21 protein-coding genes are annotated in these 22,365 nt (G+C 45.5%); 20 read left to right on the forward strand and 1 reads right to left on the reverse strand.

All coding sequences use genetic code 11. The features are described from left to right. The first annotated feature begins 3 nt into the window (after positions 1-3). The 5 genes from RA086_RS06485 (at position 4) to RA086_RS06505 (ending at position 5,066) form a co-directional block, all read left to right on the forward strand. On the forward strand, positions 4-753 hold the full coding sequence (locus RA086_RS06485; RefSeq protein WP_308703029.1) for a Stp1/IreP family PP2C-type Ser/Thr phosphatase: 750 nt from the start codon (positions 4-6) through the stop codon (positions 751-753). Then, positions 750-2,765, forward strand: a complete 2,016-nt coding sequence (gene pknB, locus RA086_RS06490; RefSeq protein ID WP_308703030.1) for a Stk1 family PASTA domain-containing Ser/Thr kinase — start codon at positions 750-752, stop codon at positions 2,763-2,765. The genes RA086_RS06485 and pknB overlap by 4 nt, the downstream gene beginning before the upstream one ends. A gap of 97 nt (positions 2,766-2,862) precedes the next feature. Continuing rightward, on the forward strand, positions 2,863-3,759 hold the full coding sequence (gene rsgA, locus RA086_RS06495) for a ribosome small subunit-dependent GTPase A (RefSeq protein ID WP_308703031.1): 897 nt from the start codon (positions 2,863-2,865) through the stop codon (positions 3,757-3,759). A 9-nt stretch (positions 3,760-3,768) separates the two neighbouring features. After that, positions 3,769-4,422 (forward strand): ribulose-phosphate 3-epimerase, encoded by a 654-nt coding sequence (gene rpe, locus RA086_RS06500; protein ID WP_308703032.1) that lies wholly within the window; start codon positions 3,769-3,771, stop codon positions 4,420-4,422. After that, positions 4,422-5,066, forward strand: coding sequence for a thiamine diphosphokinase (locus RA086_RS06505; RefSeq protein ID WP_308703033.1), 645 nt, complete (start codon positions 4,422-4,424; stop codon positions 5,064-5,066). Before rpe ends, RA086_RS06505 begins: the two co-directional genes overlap by 1 nt. 280 nt (positions 5,067-5,346) lie before the next feature. Here RA086_RS06505 and rpmB read toward each other — a convergent pair whose 3' ends face one another. Continuing rightward, entirely contained in the window at positions 5,347-5,532 is a 186-nt protein-coding gene (gene rpmB / locus RA086_RS06510; RefSeq protein ID WP_057707039.1) for a 50S ribosomal protein L28, read from the reverse strand. 237 nt (positions 5,533-5,769) lie between these two features. Here rpmB and RA086_RS06515 point away from each other — a divergent pair, with 237 nt between their 5' ends. From RA086_RS06515 to rplS, 15 genes are all read left to right on the forward strand, one after another. Beyond that, positions 5,770-6,132 (forward strand): Asp23/Gls24 family envelope stress response protein, encoded by a 363-nt coding sequence (locus RA086_RS06515; RefSeq protein ID WP_105448342.1) that lies wholly within the window; start codon positions 5,770-5,772, stop codon positions 6,130-6,132. A gap of 35 nt (positions 6,133-6,167) precedes the next feature. Next, on the forward strand, positions 6,168-7,871 hold the full coding sequence (locus RA086_RS06520) for a DAK2 domain-containing protein (RefSeq protein WP_308703034.1): 1,704 nt from the start codon (positions 6,168-6,170) through the stop codon (positions 7,869-7,871). A 621-nt stretch (positions 7,872-8,492) separates the two neighbouring features. Continuing rightward, a complete protein-coding gene (gene recG, locus RA086_RS06525) occupies positions 8,493-10,532 on the forward strand; it encodes an ATP-dependent DNA helicase RecG (RefSeq protein ID WP_308703035.1) in 2,040 nt (679 codons plus the stop codon). Positions 10,533-10,560: 28 nt separating this feature from the next. Beyond that, positions 10,561-11,607: a phosphate acyltransferase PlsX gene (gene plsX / locus RA086_RS06530; protein WP_308703036.1), complete on the forward strand. Its 1,047-nt coding sequence runs from the start codon at positions 10,561-10,563 to the stop codon at positions 11,605-11,607. 37 nt (positions 11,608-11,644) lie between these two features. Further along, positions 11,645-11,890 carry an acyl carrier protein gene (gene acpP / locus RA086_RS06535; protein WP_308703037.1) on the forward strand — a complete coding sequence of 82 codons (246 nt, stop codon included), beginning with the start codon at positions 11,645-11,647 and terminating at the stop codon, positions 11,888-11,890. Positions 11,891-12,040: 150 nt separating this feature from the next. Beyond that, the gene (gene rnc / locus RA086_RS06540; protein WP_308703038.1) at positions 12,041-12,742 is read left to right on the forward strand and encodes a ribonuclease III; all 702 of its coding nucleotides are present in this window, start codon (positions 12,041-12,043) and stop codon (positions 12,740-12,742) included. 23 nt (positions 12,743-12,765) lie between these two features. Next, positions 12,766-16,335: a chromosome segregation protein SMC gene (gene smc / locus RA086_RS06545; RefSeq protein WP_308703039.1), complete on the forward strand. Its 3,570-nt coding sequence runs from the start codon at positions 12,766-12,768 to the stop codon at positions 16,333-16,335. 20 nt (positions 16,336-16,355) lie between these two features. Then, positions 16,356-17,729: a signal recognition particle-docking protein FtsY gene (ftsY, locus tag RA086_RS06550; protein ID WP_308703040.1), complete on the forward strand. Its 1,374-nt coding sequence runs from the start codon at positions 16,356-16,358 to the stop codon at positions 17,727-17,729. 143 nt (positions 17,730-17,872) lie between these two features. Further along, positions 17,873-18,220, forward strand: coding sequence for a putative DNA-binding protein (locus RA086_RS06555; protein WP_308703041.1), 348 nt, complete (start codon positions 17,873-17,875; stop codon positions 18,218-18,220). Positions 18,221-18,243: 23 nt separating this feature from the next. Then, positions 18,244-19,698 (forward strand): signal recognition particle protein, encoded by a 1,455-nt coding sequence (gene ffh / locus RA086_RS06560; RefSeq protein ID WP_308703042.1) that lies wholly within the window; start codon positions 18,244-18,246, stop codon positions 19,696-19,698. Between the two features lie 96 nt (positions 19,699-19,794). Beyond that, entirely contained in the window at positions 19,795-20,067 is a 273-nt protein-coding gene (rpsP, locus tag RA086_RS06565; protein WP_003638633.1) for a 30S ribosomal protein S16, read from the forward strand. Between the two features lie 17 nt (positions 20,068-20,084). Further along, positions 20,085-20,342 (forward strand): KH domain-containing protein, encoded by a 258-nt coding sequence (locus RA086_RS06570; protein WP_308703043.1) that lies wholly within the window; start codon positions 20,085-20,087, stop codon positions 20,340-20,342. A 71-nt stretch (positions 20,343-20,413) separates the two neighbouring features. Beyond that, the gene (gene rimM, locus RA086_RS06575) at positions 20,414-20,938 is read left to right on the forward strand and encodes a ribosome maturation factor RimM (protein WP_308703044.1); all 525 of its coding nucleotides are present in this window, start codon (positions 20,414-20,416) and stop codon (positions 20,936-20,938) included. Continuing rightward, positions 20,938-21,678 carry a tRNA (guanosine(37)-N1)-methyltransferase TrmD gene (gene trmD / locus RA086_RS06580; protein WP_308703045.1) on the forward strand — a complete coding sequence of 247 codons (741 nt, stop codon included), beginning with the start codon at positions 20,938-20,940 and terminating at the stop codon, positions 21,676-21,678. The genes rimM and trmD overlap by 1 nt, the downstream gene beginning before the upstream one ends. 117 nt (positions 21,679-21,795) lie before the next feature. Then, entirely contained in the window at positions 21,796-22,152 is a 357-nt protein-coding gene (rplS, locus tag RA086_RS06585) for a 50S ribosomal protein L19 (RefSeq protein WP_308703046.1), read from the forward strand. Positions 22,153-22,365: the final 213 nt, after the last annotated feature.

Genomic DNA, 22,365 nt, shown 5'->3' on the forward strand with positions numbered 1-22,365 from the left:
ACGGTGAATTTTGCATATCGGTCTGACATTGGCCAACAGCGCTTAGAAAATGAAGATTATGTCGGGGTTTTTAAAAATAAAGCGGGCGTCCAGTTTGCGATCGTGGCGGATGGGATCGGCGGCCATCAAGGTGGCGATGTCGCTTCAGAAATGGCTGTTTCACACATGGGCTATCGTTTTGAAAATACGACGTTTGATCAACCCAGCGATGCCGTTAAATGGCTCGCAGCTGAAGTCCAAGATGAAAATCAACATATTATTGAGAAGGCACGTGAATTTTCAGATTTGAATGGCATGGGCACGACGATGGTCGCAGCGTTAATGTTTAATAATGAATTTTTGATGGCTAATATTGGCGATAGCCGGGGTTATTTATTTCGAGATGGTCAGTTAAAACAACTAACTGAAGACCATTCATTAGTGAATGAACTGGTGAAACGTGGTGAAATCTCTGCCGAACAAGCACGTCAACATCCGCAAAAAAATATTATTACCAGAACGTTGGGGATTTCTCCAGACGCCGATATTGATACGAATCTGTATCAAATGCAAACGGCTGATCAGCTGTTGTTGTGTTCAGATGGGTTGACTAATATGGTCACTGATGAACAACTAACCAGTGTTTTGCAAGCCAGCGACCAGACGGCCACTGAAAAATGCGAAACCTTGATTAAATTAGCGAATGCGGCTGGTGGAGCGGATAACATTACCGCTTTAATCGTCGTTGTTGATGGTGAGGTGGCTAGTAAATGACACCTAACTACACACTTAGCGGTCGGTATCGAATTATCCGGTCCTTAGGTGAAGGTGGGATGGCGAATGTTTACTTGGCGCATGACTTAATATTGGATCGCGATGTGGCGGTCAAACTTTTGCGTTTAGATTTACGGGATGATCCTAAGACCATCAAACGGTTTCAACGTGAGGCTTTGGCAACGACGGAGTTGGTCCACCCGCACATTGTGAGTTTATACGATGTCGGTGAAGAAAATGGGATGCAGTACTTGGTGATGGAGTACGTTAAGGGCATGGATTTAAAGAACTATATTAAAGAACATTTCCCTTTGCCACTCCAACAAGTTATTGACATCATGGAACAGATATTAAGTGCGGTTGCGACTGCGCATGCGCATAACATTATTCATCGGGATCTCAAACCCCAAAACATTTTGATCGATGAACAGGGCAATGCTAAAATTACGGACTTTGGTATTGCGGTCGCGTTGTCAGAGCACACGATGACGCAGACTAATACGATTTTGGGTTCGGTCCATTATCTTTCACCTGAACAAGCTCGTGGAAGTATGGCAACGAAACAATCCGATATCTATTCATTGGGCATCATCTTATATGAAATGTTGACCGGATCGGTGCCTTTTAAAGGTGAGACAGCGGTTTCAATCGCTTTAAAACACTTTCAAACGGAAATTCCGTCAGTGAGAGATTTCGATGCTGATATTCCACAAGCCTTAGAAAACGTGGTGCTGCAAGCCACAGCTAAAGACCCTCGTGATCGGTATGCCACGGTTGCCGACATGGCGACTGATTTGTTGACGACCTTATCGAGTACTCGTGTCGGCGAGAAGCGTTTTGTCCCTGCCGATATGGGTAATGATGAGACCAGGATCATGCCGAGTGCGGATATTGCGGCTGCGATTGCGGCCAATCGGCGGGCCGATGCGTTGAAGCAGCAGACTAAAACCGCTGCTAAAGCCACTGATCCTGAGAAATCGACCACGCCAACTGCCGAAGCGCCATTGCCGAAGCGGTCATGGTCCAAACGCCATCCGTTACGCCGCCGACTCATTTTATTTGGCAGCATTGGCCTATTGCTAATTATTGCCATTGTGGTTGGCCTAGAATTGAGTCGACCACAAATGACAAAAGTGCCAAAATTGACTGGTTTAACGCAATCAGCAGCGACAAAAGTTTTAACTAAACAACATCTGTCAGTCGGCACGGTCAAACGGGCCAAGAGTAACGCTGTCGCGAAAAATCAGATCATTAAAAGTACGCCAGGCAGTCGTCAGTCGGTTCAGACACGGTCGCGAATCAATCTCACGATCAGTAGCGGCGCTAAGCACACTAGTTTTGGCAACTATGTGAATGAAAGTTATTCAGACGTGCGTGCGACCTTGACTGCGGCTGGTTTCAAAGTAAAGCAGGAGTTTAGTACTTCGGAAGTTTCTGCTGGTCAGATTATCAGCCAAGATATTGTAGCGGGTAGTTCGGTACTGCCAACGAATACGACGGTAACGTTTACCGTTAGTGCGGGCAGTCGCTACGTGGCATTGCGAGATTTGACCGGTGAGAGTCGAGCAGATATTTTAAATTATGCGACGGCTAATCGACTCAATATTGAATTCAAACAGGGCTATTCGGATGAGCAAAAGTCAGGCTATTCCTATGACCAAGATCCTGAGGGTGGCACCAACGTTCGGGCTGGTTCCACGGTAACGGTCAATATGTCTAAAGGTAGTCAGCCAGCTAATGCCGATTTAGCGGAGAGCTTTAAGGTCAAAGTTAAAGTGCCTTATCAGAATTTAAATATGTCGACAACGACCGCCAATGATGTGAAGATTTATCTGGAAGATGACAGTCATCTGATTGGAAGCTTATATCGTGAACTTGCGATTACGCGTGATACGCGAGTTAGTTTACCGTTTCAGCTAACTGGATCACAGACCGGTAAGTACCGAATCGTCCGTAATGGCGTCACAATTGCTGAGAAAAATAAAATTACGAATAAAGATGCTTCAAATTAAACACTCAAAGTCATGCTCAGGCATGACTTTTTTGGTACAATAGAGCCAGTTAGACTCAAAGTGGACCGTACCAAATCAAAAATAAGGTGGTGCTAACTTGAAAACTGGACAAATCCGACAATCATTAAGTGGCTTCTATGATGTTTACGCTGAGGGGCAATTGTACCGAACGCGTGCTCGTGGCAATTTTCGAAAGCGGCGCATTACGCCATTGGTAGGCGATCGTGTGGAGTTTGATGCGCCAACGCAACAAGAAGGGTACATTTTAAATGTCTTACCACGCCAGACCGAACTTGTTCGGCCACCAGTAGCGAATGTTGATTTAGCCATTGTTGTGACGGCAACGACGACCCAAGAATTTTCCACCAATTTATTGGATCGACAGTTGGTCGCACTGGAAGTGGCCGGGATCAAGTCGGTCATTTATATGGCTAAGACTGATTTGTTGAGTGAGGCGGAATTTGCCGATCGTCAACGCTTGGCGACGGCTTATGAGCAAATCGGTTATCAAGTGATTATTGAACGAGCCGCCTTTGATCCAACGGCTTTAGCGGCCGTTAAAACAGCGCTTGCGGGTCATGTGGCTGTGGTCATGGGTCAAACCGGGGCCGGTAAGTCGACCTTGTTGAATCATTTACAACCAGGCTTAGATTTAGCAACCGGTGAAATTTCGCAGGCCTTAAATCGTGGGAAACACACGACCCGTAAAGTTAGCCTGATTCCAATTGCGGCTGGACTAGTGGCCGATACGCCGGGTTTTTCATCCTATGAAGTCTTTGAGATTCCGGCCAATGAACTCACCCAGTATTTCCCTGAATTTGTGCGTTTGGGTGCGGATTGCAAGTATCGTGGGTGTGTGCATATAAATGAGCCTAAATGTGCCGTGAAGGCAGCCTTGGCAGCTGGAACGGTCTTACAGAGTCGGTATGATGATTATTTACAATTTTATGAGACTATTAAAAATAAAAAAGTAATTTATAATAAGAAAAAGTGAGTGAAGCTGATGATTAAAGTTGCCCCTTCGATTTTAAGTGCAAATTTTGCAAACCTACAACCAGATGTTGAATTAGTGGAAAAAGCCGGTGCCGATGCGTTACATATTGATGTGATGGACGGTCAATTCGTGCCCAATTTATCTTTTGGTATGAGTACTGTCGCGGCCATTCGGCCCATTACGTCTTTAACGCTTGATTGCCATCTGATGATTGTGGAACCAGAACGTTTTGTGGCGCAATTTGCCCAAGCAGGTGCGGATCTAATCGGTGTCCACGTTGAAAGTACACATCATATTTATCATGTTTTACAATTGATCCGACAGGCTGGTGCCAAGGCGGAAGTTGTGGTTAATCCCGGAACGCCGTTAAGCTTGATTGAAGGCTTGTTGCCTTTAGTTGATCAAGTTTTGATTATGACGGTCAATCCCGGATTTGGCGGGCAACATTTCTTAACCCCAATGGTCGATAAAGTGCGCGCTTTGGCTCAATTGAAGCAACAACATGGGTACCAATTTGACATTGAAGTGGATGGTGGTATCAACGATCAAACCGTCAAGCAAGTTTACGAGGCTGGTGCGACCGTTGCCGTAGCGGGGTCATATGTGTATGGGAGTGCTGATCCAGCACAACGGATTCAAGACTTAAAGGTGGCTACCAACTAATGACAACGGTAAATTTGTTAGTTGGGGGACCAACAGCGAATTGGCCAGCTGATTTAGCAACGATTCCTGGACCTTGGGTTGGTGCGGATCGGGGGGCCTTACGGTTAGTTAAACTAGGAATTAAGCCAGTCATGGTCGTCGGTGATTTTGATTCGATCAGTTCCGTGGAATTGCAGGAAGTTAAACAAGCCTTGGATGGCACTGTGATTGTGAAACCGGATCAGGATCATACGGATACGCAGTTGGCGGTAAAATCGATTTTTGAACAGTATCAGCCAGATGAGTTGCATATTTATGGTGCTACCGGTGGCCGTATTGATCATTTACTCGCTAATTTATGGTTGGTTCTAAACCCCGTTTTTCGGGCGTGGACGCCAAAAATCACGATCATTGATCGTCAAAATACGATTCAATATTTTTTACCGGGAGCCTATACGATTACGAAAGCCGCGGGTAAAAAGTATTTAGCCTTTGTTCCGTTGATGCCGATGCATTTGACGTTGGCTGATGAAAAATATCCGTTAAACAATGCGTATAACGACTATCCGATTTCCTGGGCCAGCAACGAGTTTGTCGGTACTCAAGGTCATTTTAGCTTTGATGCTGGCGTATTAGCGGTGATTCAGAGTTGTGATGCTGATTAGTGTGAGCAATTATGCACACAGGTCTGGACGATATCAACGCTGCTTAATAAGTGGATTAAGGTAAAAAAACTGGTCACTGCTCAGGAGTTAATGAGCTTGTGACCAGTTTTTTTGCGTCAAGTGCTTCAAAAAAATTTTGAAGCATATCTTTTTCATCGGCGAAAAAATCGTCGAGTCAAAAGTTGTCAGATTATAAACTTTATAAAAAGTCAGTCCGTTAAATCGAAAAAAGGGCAACAAAAAACGCCACTCACAAAAATTGTGGTGACGGTTTGCTGCGCTAAACGCGCGTTACTTTACCTGATTTCAAAGTCCGAGCTGAAACCCAAACCTTCTTTGGTTTACCATCAACTAAAATGCGAACTTTTTGCAAGTTAGCTTTCCAGCTGCGGCGGCTGTGGTTCAAAGCATGAGAACGCGTGTTACCAAAGTGCGTCCGTTTGCCTGTAACGAAGTCTTTTGCCATGTTGATCTGCCTCCTTCGGTAATCATTGATAAAAGGTCGATGCTTTATCATTCACTAGAATAATTTATCATAGATTAATAAAGGTTGCAATACATTTCTATCAAGTAATTTTACTTTACTGCTAAATTCCGTTAATTCGGGCTTCCTGAAAGGCGGTCGTGTAATTTTTCTTTCATGAATCGTTGTGCTATGATAAACTATCGTAAATGAGCGCGTTAAAACAAGGAGGCTATTTTCATGGCTGTCAAAATCAAAACGCAATTTGGAACAATCGACATCGACAATGATGTGATTGCGACAGTAGTTGGCGGAGCCGCTACGGATAACTATGGGGTTGTCGGCATGGCTAGTCGAAATCAAATTCGTGATAACTTAAATGAAATTTTACGCCGGGAAAACTTTGCACGAGGCGTCGTCGTTCGTCAAGAAGACAATGGGGTTGCGATTGAAGTCAACATTATTGTCAGTTATGGGACGAAAATCTCAGAAGTTTCGCGTAATGTCCAAGCCAAGGTCAAATATAACTTACAAAATATGCTTGGCGTTGCGGCCAATTCGGTCAACGTCATTGTCCAAGGTGTTCGGGTAATGAACGACTAATCGATATTGGTGTGAGCCAAGGAGGAATTTTGAAATTGAAAATCACCAAGATAACTAATCTTGAGTTTGGCAAAATGGTTCAGGCAGCATCACAAAAACTGAACCAACGTGCCGAATTCATTAATTCTTTAAATGTGTTTCCGGTACCTGATGGTGATACCGGGACTAATATGAGTTTGTCCATGGCTAGCGGGGCGAAATACGAACGTGACGAAACCAGTACCCAAGTCGGTGATCTCGCTTCGGCACTCGCCAAAGGGCTCTTAATGGGTGCGCGGGGCAATTCCGGCGTGATTTTGTCACAGATTTTCCGTGGCTTTTCAAAAAATGTCGCAGGTAAAGACGTTTTAACGGCCAATGATTTGGCGGAAGCCTTTGCAGCGGGTGCCCAAACGGCCTATAAAGCGGTTATGAAGCCGACTGAAGGAACAATCTTAACGGTCATTCGCAAAGCTGCGGGTGCCGGTAAAGAAGCCGTTAAGACCACTGATGATATTTGTGAAGTCATGGTCGCAGTTGTGGAAGCAGCGGAAGCCGCCTTGAAGTCTACCCCAGATTTGTTGCCAGTTTTGAAACAAGTTGGGGTAGTCGATTCAGGGGGTCAAGGGTTGACCTTTGTGCTGGAAGCTTTCAGCAATTCACTGAGCGGTAAAATCGATGAATCTCAAGATTACGTTCCCGATGACGCGGAAATGGATTCAATGATTGATGCGGCACACCACCAAAGTGTTCAAGGGCAATTAGATCCTAACGACATCAAATACGGTTATTGTACTGAAATTATGGTACGAATCGGGGATGGTAAGTTAGTTGATCATAAATTTGATTATGATACTTTCTATAACTATTTGGCTAAATTAGGAGATTCATTGTTGGTGATCAACGATGATGAAATCGTTAAAGTGCATGTTCACACGGAACATCCGGGCGATGTCATGACTTGGGGCCAACGTTTTGGCGCTTTAATTAAGGTCAAAGTTGACAACATGCGGTTGCAACAAGAAACGATCATGGAACACGACAAAGAAGCCGATGAAGATCAACCATTGGCAGAACCCGTGGGCCAACCTAAACCTGACATGCATGGTTATGCCATTATTTCAGTTGCTTCTGGTGACGGCATTGGGAAGTTATTTAAAGGCTTAGGCGTGACACACATTATCGCCGGCGGTCAAACGATGAATCCAAGTACGGCGGATATCGTTAAGGCGGTCAATGCGAGTGGTGCTGAAAAAGCTTTAGTCTTACCAAATAACAAGAATATCTTTTTGGCGGCTGAACAAGCAGCTGATGTAGCGGATATTCCGGTTAAAATCATTCATAGTAAAACCATTTCGCAAGGGATGACTGCGATGTTAGCCTTTAATCCTGAGGCAGAATTAGCGGACAACCAAGCTGAAATGGAAGATACTTTGGACACAGTCGTCAGTGGTCAAGTGACGCATGCGGTGCGTGATACCACGATTGATGGCATGGCTATTCGTAAAGATGACTACATGGGACTGGTTGATGGTGAAATCGTGGTCACGAATCCTAAACGGGAAACGGCTACGATTGACATGGTCAAGCACATGTTGGACGACGATAGCGAATTAGTGACGATTATTTATGGCGCAGATGCGACAAAGGCGGATGCGGATAAATTATCAACGGCCATTCAGGCGCTCGATGACGAATTAGAAATCGAAATTCATGAAGGTGACCAACCGGTTTATCCATTCTTGATTTCGGTCGAATAACAATTGCATTTAATTAAACGGGTCTGGACCGTCAAAGTCTAAGACCCGTTTTTAGGTTATTTTGCTAAAGGTTGAAAGTTAAAAATTGCCGGTCTGCACCACTACGTCAACAATCCGGTAATGAAAACTAGTCGGCTACTGCCGCTTCCGGTTGTTGCCGATAACATGCGGACGAGGGACCGGTTCAAGCCATAGAAACGTCTTGAACCTCGCCCGGAAACTTTGCCAAAGCCGCAAATCTCCCGGACCGTCCGTGGTGTAAGGCCGGCAAAAGAACGCCGGTCAAACGCTACCTGCACGTCCGATGTTATCAGCAACAACCTCCAGCTAAGTCAGTAGTTATTTATGTTTAGCGGAGTCAGTCAAAATCGGTGTGCAGTGTCGGCGAGATTAATCGGCGTTCTTGGCTGGCGCCGTCCCCCACAGCACACCGATTTTGACTGACGGAGCGCTAAATTTAGGTGAGTCTACTTTAGGCTTGTGGGTTACCGGTACGACAACATTTGTGATGCTTTTGAGTCTTTCAACCTTTAGTTATTTTGGCAATCAATGGTTTGATCTGCCAGTTTTTGGAGAGTTTGGTATAATTAATTAATACTAGTTTGAAAGGGGGACTTTAACATGACTAAACAATTAACGGATGCCGTTGGTGAACTGACGGGAGTCGGACCGACGCGGCAAAAGGCGTTGGCGGAACTGGGCATTAATACTGTTGCAGATTTGTTAACGTATTACCCCTTTCGCTATGACGATTTACAGGTCAAAGATATTAATGAAATAGCTGATCAAGAAAAAGTGACACTTAAAGGCACCGTGGCTTCGGAGCCGGTCTTAGCGCGATTTGGGCGTAAGAAAAATCGGTTGAATTTTCGACTGCTGATCGACCATGAAGTTTACATGGTAACGTTTTTTAACCAGCCTTATTTGATGAAACAGATTGAAACCGGGCAACCACTAGCGGTCTATGGTAAGTGGGATGCGAAGCGCAGTAGTATCAATGGGATGAAGATTATCAATCCTAACAACGCTGAGGAGGCCTTTGGGTCGATTTATCCGGCTAGCAAGGCAATTAAGCAGGGGACGATCCAAAAGCTGGTTAAACAGGCTTATGAGGCTTATCAGGATAGGATCACCGATGTGGTGCCTGAACCACTGATGGCAAAGTACCGTTTGCTACCGCGACAACAAATGATTCACGATATGCATTTTCCTAAGAGTCAGGAAGCTTCGTCGGCAGCCCGACGCTCCGCCACCTACGAAGAATTTTTGCTGTTTCAAATGCAGATGCAAGTCTTAAAGCGTTCAGATCATGAGACGGATGGTATCGCGATTCATTATGATAATGACCAGTTAAAAGCTTTTATCAAAACGTTGCCATTTGAATTGACACACGCCCAAAAACGCGTGGTGAACGAGATTTGTTTGGATTTAAAGTCGCCTAAACATATGAATCGGTTACTGCAAGGGGATGTCGGTTCTGGGAAGACGATCGTAGCGGCAATTGTGATGTATGCCGCCATCACGGCCGGTTATCAAACGGCGTTGATGGCACCGACCGAAATTTTAGCTGAACAGCATGCGAATAATTTGGCAAAAGTCTTTGCGGCGACCCCCGTTAATGTAGCCTTGCTCACCGGCTCAACGAAACCGGCGGCGCGCAAGACACTTTTAGCGGCGTTAGCAGCGGGCGAAATCAATTTGTTGATTGGGACACATGCCTTGATTCAAGACGGCGTGAACTACGCTAACTTAGGGTTAGTTATTACCGATGAACAACATCGCTTTGGCGTCAATCAGCGCGCCGCATTCCGACAAAAAGGCGGCCAACCGGATGCATTAGCCATGACAGCGACGCCGATTCCACGGACACTGGCGATCACAGCCTATGGTGAAATGGATGTTTCCGAGATTGATGAGTTACCCGCCGGACGTCAGCCGATTCAAACGACCTGGGTGCGGAGTAACCAAGCCAACAACGCGTTGAGCTTTGTGCGAAAGCAACTGGCAGCGGGGTCGCAAGTGTATGTGGTCACCCCGTTGATCGAAGCGTCTGAGACCTTAGATGTTAAAAATGCTGAAGCCTTGTCAGCCAATTTGCAGGCTTATTTTGCGCCGGATTACACGGTTGGTTTGTTGCACGGTCGGATGAAACCGGAAGAAAAAGACGCCGCGATGGCCGATTTTAAAGCTGGTAAAACGCAGTTGCTCGTCTCAACTACCGTGATCGAAGTTGGCGTGGACGTCAAGAACGCGACGGTGATGATGATTTACGATGCAGACCGCTTCGGCTTAGCACAGTTGCATCAACTGCGCGGTCGCGTTGGTCGGGGAGATAAAGCTTCCTACTGTATTTTGGTGGCGGACCCGAAGAATCAACAAGGCATCGAACGGATGCAAATTATGACAGAGACGACTAATGGGTTTGTTTTAGCCCAAAAAGATTTAGAATTGCGTGGTTCTGGTGAAGTGTTAGGCGTCAAGCAGTCTGGAATGCCCACTTTCAAAGTTGGGGACCCAATTGCGGATCTAACGGTTTTACAAGTGGCGCAACAAGATGCACATGCCATTGTGGCCACTCCCGACTGGGAACAGCAACCGGAGAATCAAGCACTGGCACAAGTCTTAAAAGGAAAATTAGCAGCGGTCGGGACCTTAGACTAGCTGATCATGAGAGGAAAAGGTGACAAACATGATTAAAATTGCGATCGATGCAATGGGTGGCGATTACGCGCCGGATGCCGTAATTGAAGGGGTCGAACAGGCTCGCGATTTATTTGAAGATACGGTGTTCTTACTTTATGGTCAACGTGACGTGATCAATCAACATTTGAAAAATCGTGATCGGATTCAAGTGATCAATGCGGATGAAGTGATTACAATGGAAGATGAACCCGTGCGTGCCGTCCGACGTAAGAAGCATTCATCAATTGTCATGGCTGCCACAGCCGTCAAAGATGGTGAAGCGGATGCGTTCTTTTCAGCTGGGAATTCCGGTGCGGTATTAGCTGCCGGACTATTTATCGTTGGCCGTATCAAAGGGATCGACCGACCGGGATTAGTCACTGCGCTGCCAGTGGTACGAAATACCAAACAGTCCAATTTCGTCATGATGGATATTGGCGCTAATGCCGATAGTAAACCCATGAATTTGCAACAATATGCCGTATTAGGAACTTATTACGCGGAACGCATGATGCAAGCTAAGGCACCACGGGTCGCGTTGCTCAACAACGGTACCGAGGATGATAAGGGCAATAAAGTGCACAAAGCCGCGTTTGAGCTGTTACAACAAACTGCCGATATTAACTTTATTGGTAACGTTGAGTCACGTGATCTATTGAACGGGGCCGCAGATGTGGTCGTCACCGATGGCTTTACCGGTAACGCCGTCTTGAAAAGCATTGAAGGAACCGCTCGTGCCATGCTCGGTTTAGTCAAGGATGCCGTTTATAACACTGGGGTCAGTGGCAAATTGGGCGGCTTGTTGCTAAAGAATGGTTTCAATCAGATTCGCTCACAAATGGACTATTCTCAATATGGTGGTGCCGTCCTTTTAGGCTTAAAAGCCCCAGTTGTTAAGGCCCACGGTTCGAGTAAAGCCCCAACAATCGTGAACACGATTCGGCAAATTCGGCAAATGGTGGCAACGGATATTGTGCCTGGTGTGGCAGCTTACTATGCGAAACAACAAGCAAATCAGCAAGCAAGTGTAGACAAGTCCGTTGAAAACGATTAAAATACTTTAGTGAATTCAAGTTAGTGAGGGGTATTGCATGACAAAAGAAGAAATCTTCAACAAAATTGCGGCCATCATTGCGGATCGCTTTGAAGTTGATCAAAGTACTGTAACCAATGAAATGAACTTACAAAAAGACTTAGATGCTGATTCCATCGATTTCGTTGAGTTTGTCTTAGAACTTGAAGACACTTTCGGTAGCGAAATTTCAGATGAAGATGCTGAAAAGCTCAATACAGTTGGTGAAGTTGTCGATTACGTGGCAGCACATCAAACCAAATAGCGTGTGACTATCAGCACGTTTTAAAAAAGCAGGCCAAGCCGGTCTGCTTTTTAATTACCGTCATTAATAAAAAATTGTTATTAAATGACCAATCATAGTATAATAATTTAACGTATCTGGTTTTAATTACGAAAGCGAGGAAGTTTATCAATGATAACGGAATTAGCAGCGATGTTAGAAGCACGCTTTGGAATCAAGTTTAAGGATCCAGCGTTATTAGCCGAAGCGTTTACACAAGCGTCCTATGTTAATGAGCATCAGGATCAAAAGCTGAAGTATTATGAACGAGTCGAATTTTTGGGGGATGCCGTCTTAGAGTTAGCGGTTTCTGAGTATTTATACAAGCGTTATAAAGACATGCCCCAAGGCAAGTTGACTCGCCTGCGAGCGGCAATGGTCTGCGAAGATAGTTTTGCCAGTTTCGCGCGTGAGTGTGACTTTCCACAATATATTCGTTTAGGTAAAGGCGAACAAAAAGCTAAAGCTTGGGAACGAGATTCATTACTATGTGATATTTTTGAATCTTTTGTTGGGGCCTTATATTTGGATCAAGGTCGCGAACCCGTTTTGAAATTTGTCCATCAAGTCATCTTTCCTAAACTTGATGAAGGCCGTTTTGACGGTGTTTTTGACTACAAAACAACCCTTCAAGAATATTTGCAACAGGATGGCGACGTCGAGATCGATTACCAATTAGTTGAACAAGATGGTCCAGCCAACGAACGCTCTTATGAGATTGCCGTTTCAGCAAATGGTCGTCAGATTGGTGAAGGTCGCGGTCATTCTAAGAAGGAAGCCGAACAAAGTGCAGCGCGTCAAGCCTACACGCAATTACAACAACGTCACGATTAATAATTACAGGAAGTTTGTGTCGAATGCAACTTAAATCATTAGAAATCAGCGGCTTTAAGTCGTTTGCCGATAAAACAAAAATTGATTTTCAAGCCGGGATGACCGGCATTGTGGGCCCAAACGGTAGTGGGAAAAGCAATATCATTGAAGCGATTCGCTGGGTCTTAGGCGAGCAAGCCGTGAAAAGTTTGCGTGGGACGAAGATGACGGATGTGATTTTCGCCGGTTCGGATCACCGTAAGCCTTTGAATATGGCTAAAGTCACGATCATGTTTGACAATAGTGATCACTTTTTACCGTTAGACTATGCGGAAGTTAGCATTACGCGTAAATTGTTCCGCAATGGTGACAGTGAGTATCTGATCAACAATCAGGCTTGCCGGCTCAAGGATATTACGAATTTAATGATCGATACCGGACTGGGAAAGGACTCGTTCTCGGTTATTTCACAAGGTCGAGTTGAAGCCGTGTTTAATGCTAAGCCGGAAGAACGTCGGAGTATCATTGAAGATGTCGCTGGCGTTTTGAAGTATAAAAAAGATAAACTGACGACGGAAGCGCGACTCGCTGATACGACCGATAATTTGAATCGGATCAATGATATTATTGCCGAATTAAATCAGCAACGCGGTCCTTTGGAACAACAAGCCAGTTTGGCTCACGATTATCAAGATCAAAAACAAAAGTATGATTATTTAGATCGGTCACGATTAGTTAAAAAAGTGACGATTGCGCACGATCAATTGGTCAAAGTTAATGAACAGTTAGCCCAAGCCAAAGCCTTAGTGCAGAATTATCAAACACAAGCAGATGCGGGTGCTAGTGAGGTCGCCGAGCTTAAAAGTGATCAAGCAGCCCAGTTACAGGCCAAAGATGCGTTAGCGGCCCAAAATTTGAGCTTGACTAAAACAATTGAAAATACGCAAGGTCAGCAGGGTGTCGATACCGAACGGCAACAAAATCAGCAGGCGACACAAACCCGACTGACTACGGCATTGACAGCAGCCAAGACGGCAGTAGCAACGTTAAGTGCAAAAAAACAAACGTTGACCAAGCAGTTAGCTGCACAACAAGCGCAAGTTAAACAATTACAGACGCAAGTTAAAACGCTCACGACGGCAACCAGTGCTGCTGGGCGTCAACAGCTCGCTGATCAGTTGGATCAAGTTCGCGCCAACTATATTGATGAAAAACAAGTTGAAGCTTCGTTGAATAATGAAGCTAAGAACTTAGTTAAGCAACATCAGCAAGCTGGGTCGCGTACGGATGCGACAACGCAGACTTTAGCGACCGCACAGGCAAAACTTGTTGCGGCTAAGACTGCGGTCGACGAGCAGAATCACACGTTAAGTGAACTGCAAAACCAAATCACGGCTCAAACCCAAACTTTAGCACAACAACGGGCCAAGTATCGCGAACAAGCGACACAATATGATACCCGCCAACAGAATTACTATGCGGCGTTAGGGTTGCGTGAAAAAGCTAAATCACAACTAGAAACGCTTCAGTCGGCCCAAGAACGGTATACGAGCTTTTATGCGGGTGTGCGAGCGGTCTTAGAGCATCGCCAGCAATTTCCAGGAGTGGCGGGTGCTGTTTCCGAATTATTAACGATTCCGGCGAATTACACTAAAGCGGTGGAAGTCGCCTTAGGTGGACAAGTGCAAAATGTTGTTTGTGACACGCAACAAACGGCCAAGACCGTCGTGCGGTTCTTGACGCAACATCATGCTGGTCGCGCGACCTTTTTACCAGTTGAACGGATTGACTCCCGTCAATTGGCAGTTGCCACCGAACAAGCTTTAAAACAGCAAACTGGTGTCTTAGGGATTGCTAGCGAGCTGGTGACTTGTGAGTCACACTATGTGGCAATCAAGCGCTATCTGTTGGGGACCACGGTGATCGTGGATACATTGGATCATGCGATGGCTATTTCACGTTTGCGTCGTTTCCGTTGCAAATTAGTTACCTTGGCTGGTGAAACAATTGCAGCCAGCGGGGCAATCACTGGTGGTGCAACGGCGCATGGTGATCGTGGGGTTCTGCAACAACAGCAACAGACAGAGAAATTAGCTGCGGACTTGGCACAAATGAACGCCGCGTTACAAACGAGTGAACAAGCACTCGCTACGACTAAGCAGGCCAATGATCAATTGACTGCGGCGGGTGAGACTAGTCAGCAAAAGTTGAGTGATCTGAAGGATCAAGCCAACCAAGTACGGGCCAATTTAGAAGTGGCTAAACGTGACTTGACTGCTTTAGAACGACAAATTAAGGCGCTGACTTATGAGCGTTCACAACGTGCGGACGAAGATAGCAGTTATGAGGCTCAAGTCGCTCATAACCAACAAGCCACGGCTGATAATCAGGCTAAGTTAGCCGACTATCAGCAGCAGATGCAGACGATTATGCAACAACAAAAAGATTACGCTACTTACCAACAGCAACAAGTTGGCGAGTTACAAACGCAACGAGAAGCGTTGGCGAGTTTAAAGGAACGTTGCAAGCAAACCCAGCAACAGGTTGAACAGTGTGATCAGCAATTGGCGACGCAACAGACAGCTCAAACACAAGCAGTGGCGGAATTAGCCACTGTCCAAAAACAACTGGCAACGCAACAATTGTCGGTCAAAGAACGGACGGCGCTTTTGACGAAAGCCAAAGCGCAACAAGCTCAAGTGGCTGCCCAACAAACGGCGGTGCAAACGAAGCTGACGGCTGCTAACGACGCGTTGGATGAGTTAACGACGACACAAACCCGGACGCAGCAGTTATTGGCTGCGGCGACGGATGATTATCGGCGCTTAGAACTCAGCCAGACGAAGCTAACCGGTGAAGTTGATCACGCGACGGCTGATTTGGGTGAGAAGTACAGCTTAACGCTGGCTGCAGCGCAAGCGGATGTGAGTGATTTACCACTAGCTGAGCTTGCGGAACAATTAAAATTATTGAAACGTGGCCTTGATGAAATTGGCACGGTCAACTTAGGGGCGATTGACGCCTTTGAGGAGTTAACGAAACGCGATGATTTCTTGACCGACCAAGCTAATGACTTGATCCAATCGAAATCAGACTTGCTACAAACGATGGCCGATCTCGATGAAACGGTCGCGACGCGCTTTAAGACCGCGTTTGATCAAGTGGCGACTGAGTTTAGTGCCATTTTTGAGCAAATGTTTGGTGGCGGTAAAGCGGAATTGATCTTGACCAATCCAGAACACTTATTGACTAGTGGCGTGGATATTATGGCGCAGCCACCGGGCAAAAAATTCCAACGGTTGAGTTTGCTTTCCGGTGGTGAACGGGCTCTGACAGCCATTACGTTACTCTTTGCAATCTTAGCTGTTCGGCCGGTTCCTTTCAGTATTTTAGATGAAGCTGAAGCGGCCTTAGATGATGCTAACGTTGATCGGTTCAGTCAATATTTACAGGACTTCCAAACGGGCACCCAGTTTGTCATCATCACCCACCGGAAAGGGACGATGATGCATGCCAATGTGTTGTACGGTGTGACTATGGAAGAATCTGGGGTTTCAAAGATGGTCTCAGTCTCGTTGGATGAGTTAAAAGCCAGTGCAAATCCTGAAAATTAAATCAAAAAGGAGCAATCATCATGGGATTATTTAGTCGCCTTAAAAAAGCATTTAGTTTACCAGAATCTGAAGAAGCGCAAGCCACTTCGGCTGCTAGTGAAGCGGCTGAAAGTACGACTAGTGAGGCCGAAGCAACGACTGATAGTGGTCGTGAAGCGCTGAGTGAAACCGCGACTAGTGAAGTGGCCGCCAGTGTGACATCACTGAGTTCTGAAGCGCCAGCGGCACCAGAAAGTGTGGCACCTACCAGTGCTGTCCCTGACTCGTCAGCACCCGCGTCTAGTGCACCGGTTTCGATTGCCAGCAGTGCAGCAGAATCGGTCACACCAGCCTCAGCAACGACTGTCGCTAGCGAAGCGGCACCAGTCTCGGCTGAACCAACGGACACACCTGCGCCTGAGACAACGCTTGTTGCTGAGGAGCCACCAACCACTAGTGACACCGATGAGTCAGAACCAACCGAAGCTGAACGTTATGACGAAGGCTTGAAAAAGTCCCGAAAAACGTTTGGCGACCGAATCAACGCTTTCTTAGCCAATTTCCGACACGTGGATGAAGGCTTCTTTGATGAATTGGAAGATACCTTAATTGAGTCCGATGTTGGTTATGAAACCGCCATGCGTATCAGTGATGAGCTTCGTGACGAGGTCAAATTAAAGAACGCTAAAAGTAAAAAAGAAATTTCCAGTGTGATTGTTGAAAAGCTTGTCGACATGTACGGCGAAGCTGGCCGCGGTGAAGATAACGCGATCCATCTGGCTAAGTCGGGACCGACAGTGATTCTATTTGTCGGTGTCAATGGGGCTGGAAAAACGACGACCGTTGGTAAGATGGCCAATATGTATAAGCAACAAGGCAAAAAAGTCTTACTAGCAGCTTGTGACACTTTCCGGGCTGGCGCCATCCAACAACTTCAAGTTTGGGGTAAACGAGATGGCGTGGATGTCGTTGCGGGGCCAGAAAAGACTGACCCAGCCTCAGTTTGTTTTGATGCGGTCAAGAAAGCTAAAGCCGAAAATTACGATATCTTGTTTGTCGATACGGCGGGACGGTTGCAAAATAAGGTCAACTTGATGAATGAATTGGAAAAGATCAAACGTGTGATCACGCGTGAAATTCCAGCGGCACCGCAAGAAGTTTTATTAGTCTTGGATGCCACGACTGGGCAGAATGCGTTGAATCAAGCGAAGTTGTTCAAGCAATCCACGGCAGTGACCGGTATTGTTTTGACAAAGCTGGATGGTACCGCTCGTGGTGGGATTGTGCTGGCAATCCGCAATGAGTTGCATCTCGCAGTGAAGTACGTTGGTTTGGGTGAAAAGGTGACCGACTTACGGCCATTTAATGCCAATGATTTTGTTTACGGGTTATTTAAAGATGTGATCGCCGGTTAATTGGTTTGAGAACGATTTTTCGAATGACGGAAGATCGTTCTCATTTTTTGGCTAGAAATGGCGGCTGAGAGTTGACGTTTCTAAGAAAAATCGGTAATCTAAGTTAGTGTGCAGTTAGCGTCTTTTAACCAAAGGAGCGTCCCATGGAAATTGAAAAAAATTACCGGATTAATTCGCTATTTGAATTCTATGAACCGTTACTGACTAGCAAGCAAAAAGCTTATATTCAGTTATATTATGGTGACGATTATTCATTGGGCGAGATTGCGGAAGAGTTCTCAGTGTCGCGCCAAGCGGTCTATGATAATATCAAACGCACGGAAAAAATTCTCGAAGGTTACGAAGCTAAATTGCATTTATATCAGGCTTTTGTCGAGCGTAACCACGAGGTGGATGCTATTTCGGCATATATTAAGCAGCACTATCATGGTGATGCAGAACTAATTAAGATGATTCAACAACTAGTCAACTTAGAAGCTGACTCAGAATAAAAATGAAGGTTAGGTGAACACTGATGGCATTTGAAGGCCTAACAGAACGTTTACAAAAAGCAATGACCAATCTCCGACGGAAAGGGAAAGTTTCCGAAAGCGACTTACGAGACACCATGCGGGAAATCCGGCTGGCCTTACTCGAAGCCGATGTTAACTTTACCGTCGTCAAGGATTTCGTTAAAACTGTGCGCGAACGCGCTTTAGGGGCAAAAGTCCTAGAAGGGTTAAATCCGGCACAACAAATTGTTAAAATCGTTAACGAAGAATTAACGAAGACGATGGGTGAGACGGCAGTGCCGTTGAACAAATCGGCTAAGATTCCAACGGTCATTATGATGGCTGGGCTACAAGGGGCCGGGAAAACGACCACGGTCGGGAAACTGGCTTTAAAGCTTAAAAATGAACAAGACGCGCGGCCATTAATGATTGCGGCCGATGTTTACCGACCAGCGGCGATTCAACAATTGCAACAGGTCGGTCAACAAATCGAGGTACCCGTTTTTGAAATGGGGACCGACGTTGATCCGGTAGAAATTGTGCGTCAAGGGATGGCTCAAGCGGAAGCTAATCATAACGATTATGTCTTTATTGATACCGCTGGGCGGTTGCAGATCGACGAACAATTAATGACCGAATTAGCCAACATTAAAGATTTAGTTCATCCAGACGAAATCCTATTAGTCATCGATGCCATGACTGGTCAAAACGCAGTCAATACGGCTGAGGGCTTTGATCAGAAGCTAGATGTCACTGGGGTCGTTTTAACGAAGTTAGATGGGGATACCCGTGGTGGGGCTGCGTTATCAATTCGGGCCGTCACTGGTAAACCGATCAAGTTCGTCGGTCAAGGTGAAAAAATGACCGACCTCGATGTCTTCCATCCCGACCGTATGGCGGATCGGATTTTAGGCATGGGGGACATGTTGACGCTGATTGAAAAGGCGCAACAACAGTACGATGAAAAAGAAGCCGAACAAATGAATCAAAAGATTCGGGAGAACAGCTTTGATTTCAACGACTTCATCGACCAATTGGACCAAGTCGATAAAATGGGGAACATGGAAGACATTATGAAGATGATTCCTGGAATGGCAAACAATCCAGCGATGAAGAACTTCAACATGGACCCGAAAGATATTGCGCATATTCGGGCAATCGTTTATTCGATGACGCCCAAGGAAAAAGAAGATCCAGATGTACTGAATCCTTCACGTCGCCGGCGGATTGCGGCAGGTGCTGGACGACCAATTCATGAGGTCAACCGGATGATCAAGCAGTTCAATCAAACTAAAAAGATGATGAATCAGATGTCCAAAGGAAACTTTGCCGGCATGGAAGGTTTGATGGGCGGTGCCGGTGGTGGTGGCGGTATCGGTGGTAAGATGCAACAAATGGCCATGAAACGGATGGTCCGCACCACCAAGAAGAATAAAAAGAAGCGGTTAGCCAAAGCAATGCGGCGCCGGAAACGTTAATTTAAAACTATTTTTAGCCTGTCAAGAAAAAAACCTTTACAAGCTATTGATTTACTGGTATATTATTACCTGTTAAAGAATTCGGGAGGTGTTTAAATGTCAGTCAAGATTCGTCTAAAGCGGATGGGTTCAAAGAAAAATCCATTTTACCGGATTGTTGTCGCTGATTCACGTTCACCACGTGATGGTCGTTTTATCGCCCAAGTCGGCACATACAACCCACTTACAGAACCAGCCCAAGTTAAACTTGAAGAGGAAGATATCCTCGGTTGGTTGAACAATGGTGCTCAACCTTCAGATACGGTTAAGAATATCTTATCCAAGGCCGGTATCATGAAGAAGTATCATGAAGCTAAGTTCACTAAATAATAAAGCGGTAATAGATCATGGCAGATATTAAAGCTTTAATCAAAACGGTCGTCACACCGTTGGTACAATATCCCGCTGATATTGCGATTGATTTCAAAGAAACAAATCGTTACTTGGAATATAACTTAACCGTTAATTCTGAGGATATTGGTCGGGTCATTGGTCGGCAGGGACGCGTTGCTTCGGCAATTCGGACGATTGTGTATAGTGTCCGAGTTTCAGGACCTAAACGAGTTCGTCTTACGATCGAAGATGGACAGAAAAAAAACTCTTGAGCGAAGCAGTGATGTTTTGTTCGAGAGCTTTTTTATTACAAAAATAATGATTAAATATAAGGAGGCAACCAATGGATTATTTTCGAGTAGGTACCTTAGTAAATACCCATGGCATTCGTGGTGAAGTTAAAGTCGTTGTGATTACGGACTTTCCAGAGAAGCGTTTTGTTAAAGGGGAGCAATTGATTATGTTCAAAGACGCGGCCGCAACCACCGGTGGCATTACGGTCACGATTGATAAGGCGCGTGAACAAAAAGGACTCTTTTTCCTGACATTTAAAGGGTTCGACAACATCAATGACGTTGAAAAATATAAGGGCTGGACGTTAAAAGTTGCGGCTGAAGCCTTACAAGACTTACCAGCAGGTGAATACTATTACCATCAAATTATTGGGTTAAAAGTGGTCACTAGTGATGGTGAAACCATTGGTAAGGTCAAAGAAATTCTGGCTCCTGGGGCTAATGATGTCTGGGTCGTCCAGCGTGATCACGGCCAAGCAGATGTGCTACTGCCAAAGATTCCCCAAGTTATCAAGAAAGTTGATCTAGACACTGGTCAGGTTACCGTTGACTTGATGGAAGGGTTGATCGACTAATGCGGATTGATATTCTAAGCTTGTTCCCGCACATGTTTGATGGTCCATTACATGAATCGATGATTGGCAATGCCGTTGAAAACAACGTGATCGATGTAGGTGTCACTGATTTTCGTGATTATACGACCGACAAGCACAATCACGTTGATGACTATCCTTATGGCGGCGGGGCAGGAATGCTGTTGCAACCCCAACCGATTTTCGATGCCTTGGCGGATGTACAAACGAAGCATCCAGCTAAGGGGCGAGTTATCTTACTTGATCCGGCCGGCTATCAGTTTAATCAAACGGTTGCGGAAGATTTCGCCAAAGAAGACCATTTAACCTTTATTTGTGGTCATTATGAAGGCTATGATGAACGTATCCGTTCACTGGTGACCGATGAAGTCTCACTCGGTGATTATGTCCTCACTGGTGGGGAATTAGGTGCCATGGTCATGATCGATGCTACGGTGCGGTTAATTCCAGGTGTTTTAGGCAATGCTGAATCGGCACCTGGGGATTCATTTTCAACTGGATTATTGGAATATCCACAATACACGCGTCCGGCCGATTTTCGGGGCTTGAAGGTACCAGATATCCTATTGAGCGGGGATCATGGTAAAATTGATGACTGGCGCTTAGAGCAAGCTTTAAAGCGAACCTATGAACGTCGTCCCGACATGCTGAAGAAGTTAAAGCTCAGTGGCAAGGCGCGCCAAATGTTGGCGGATATTCAAGCGGATGCTACTGATTTATAAAGAAGTCCTTGCACCGGCCATCTGAGTATGTTAATCTATTTATTGGCTATCATGCCCATTAACGACATTCCGCTGACCAAAGTTGTCACGAATATCGGCGAAAGGAAGAAACATATTATGCGTCAAAACCAATTGATCGAAAAGATCACCAATGACCAACTCCGCACTGATATCCCTGATTTCCGTGCCGGAGATACTGTTCGTATTCACGCCCGTGTTGTTGAAGGCACGCGTGAACGGATCCAATTATTTGAAGGTGTCGTTATCAAACGTCACGGTTCAGGTATCAGCGAAACCTATACTGTTCGTAAGATCAGTAACGGTGTCGGTGTTGAACGGACTTTCCCATTACACACACCTCGTGTAGCGGCTATTGATGTTGTACGTCAAGGTCGGGTACGTCGTGCTAAGTTGTACTACTTACGCGACTTACATGGTAAGGCTGCTCGGATCCCAGAACGTCGTCGCGGCTAAATCACAGCAAATTAGCTTTAATTGGGTGGCTTAGGTCACTGATTAAGGATAAAAGTCGGTTACTGATTAATTTCAGTAATCGATTTTTTTTCGTCTTTAGTTAATTTTTGACCAAACAATGCTATGATAAAACTAAAATCGATATTTCAAGATGTGGGCCTCTGAGTGTTGCCTACCAATTAGTTAGAGATCAGTGCTAAGAAATATCGCAGC

The organism is Lactiplantibacillus brownii, from assembly GCF_031085375.1.
Classification (GTDB): domain Bacteria; phylum Bacillota; class Bacilli; order Lactobacillales; family Lactobacillaceae; genus Lactiplantibacillus; species Lactiplantibacillus brownii.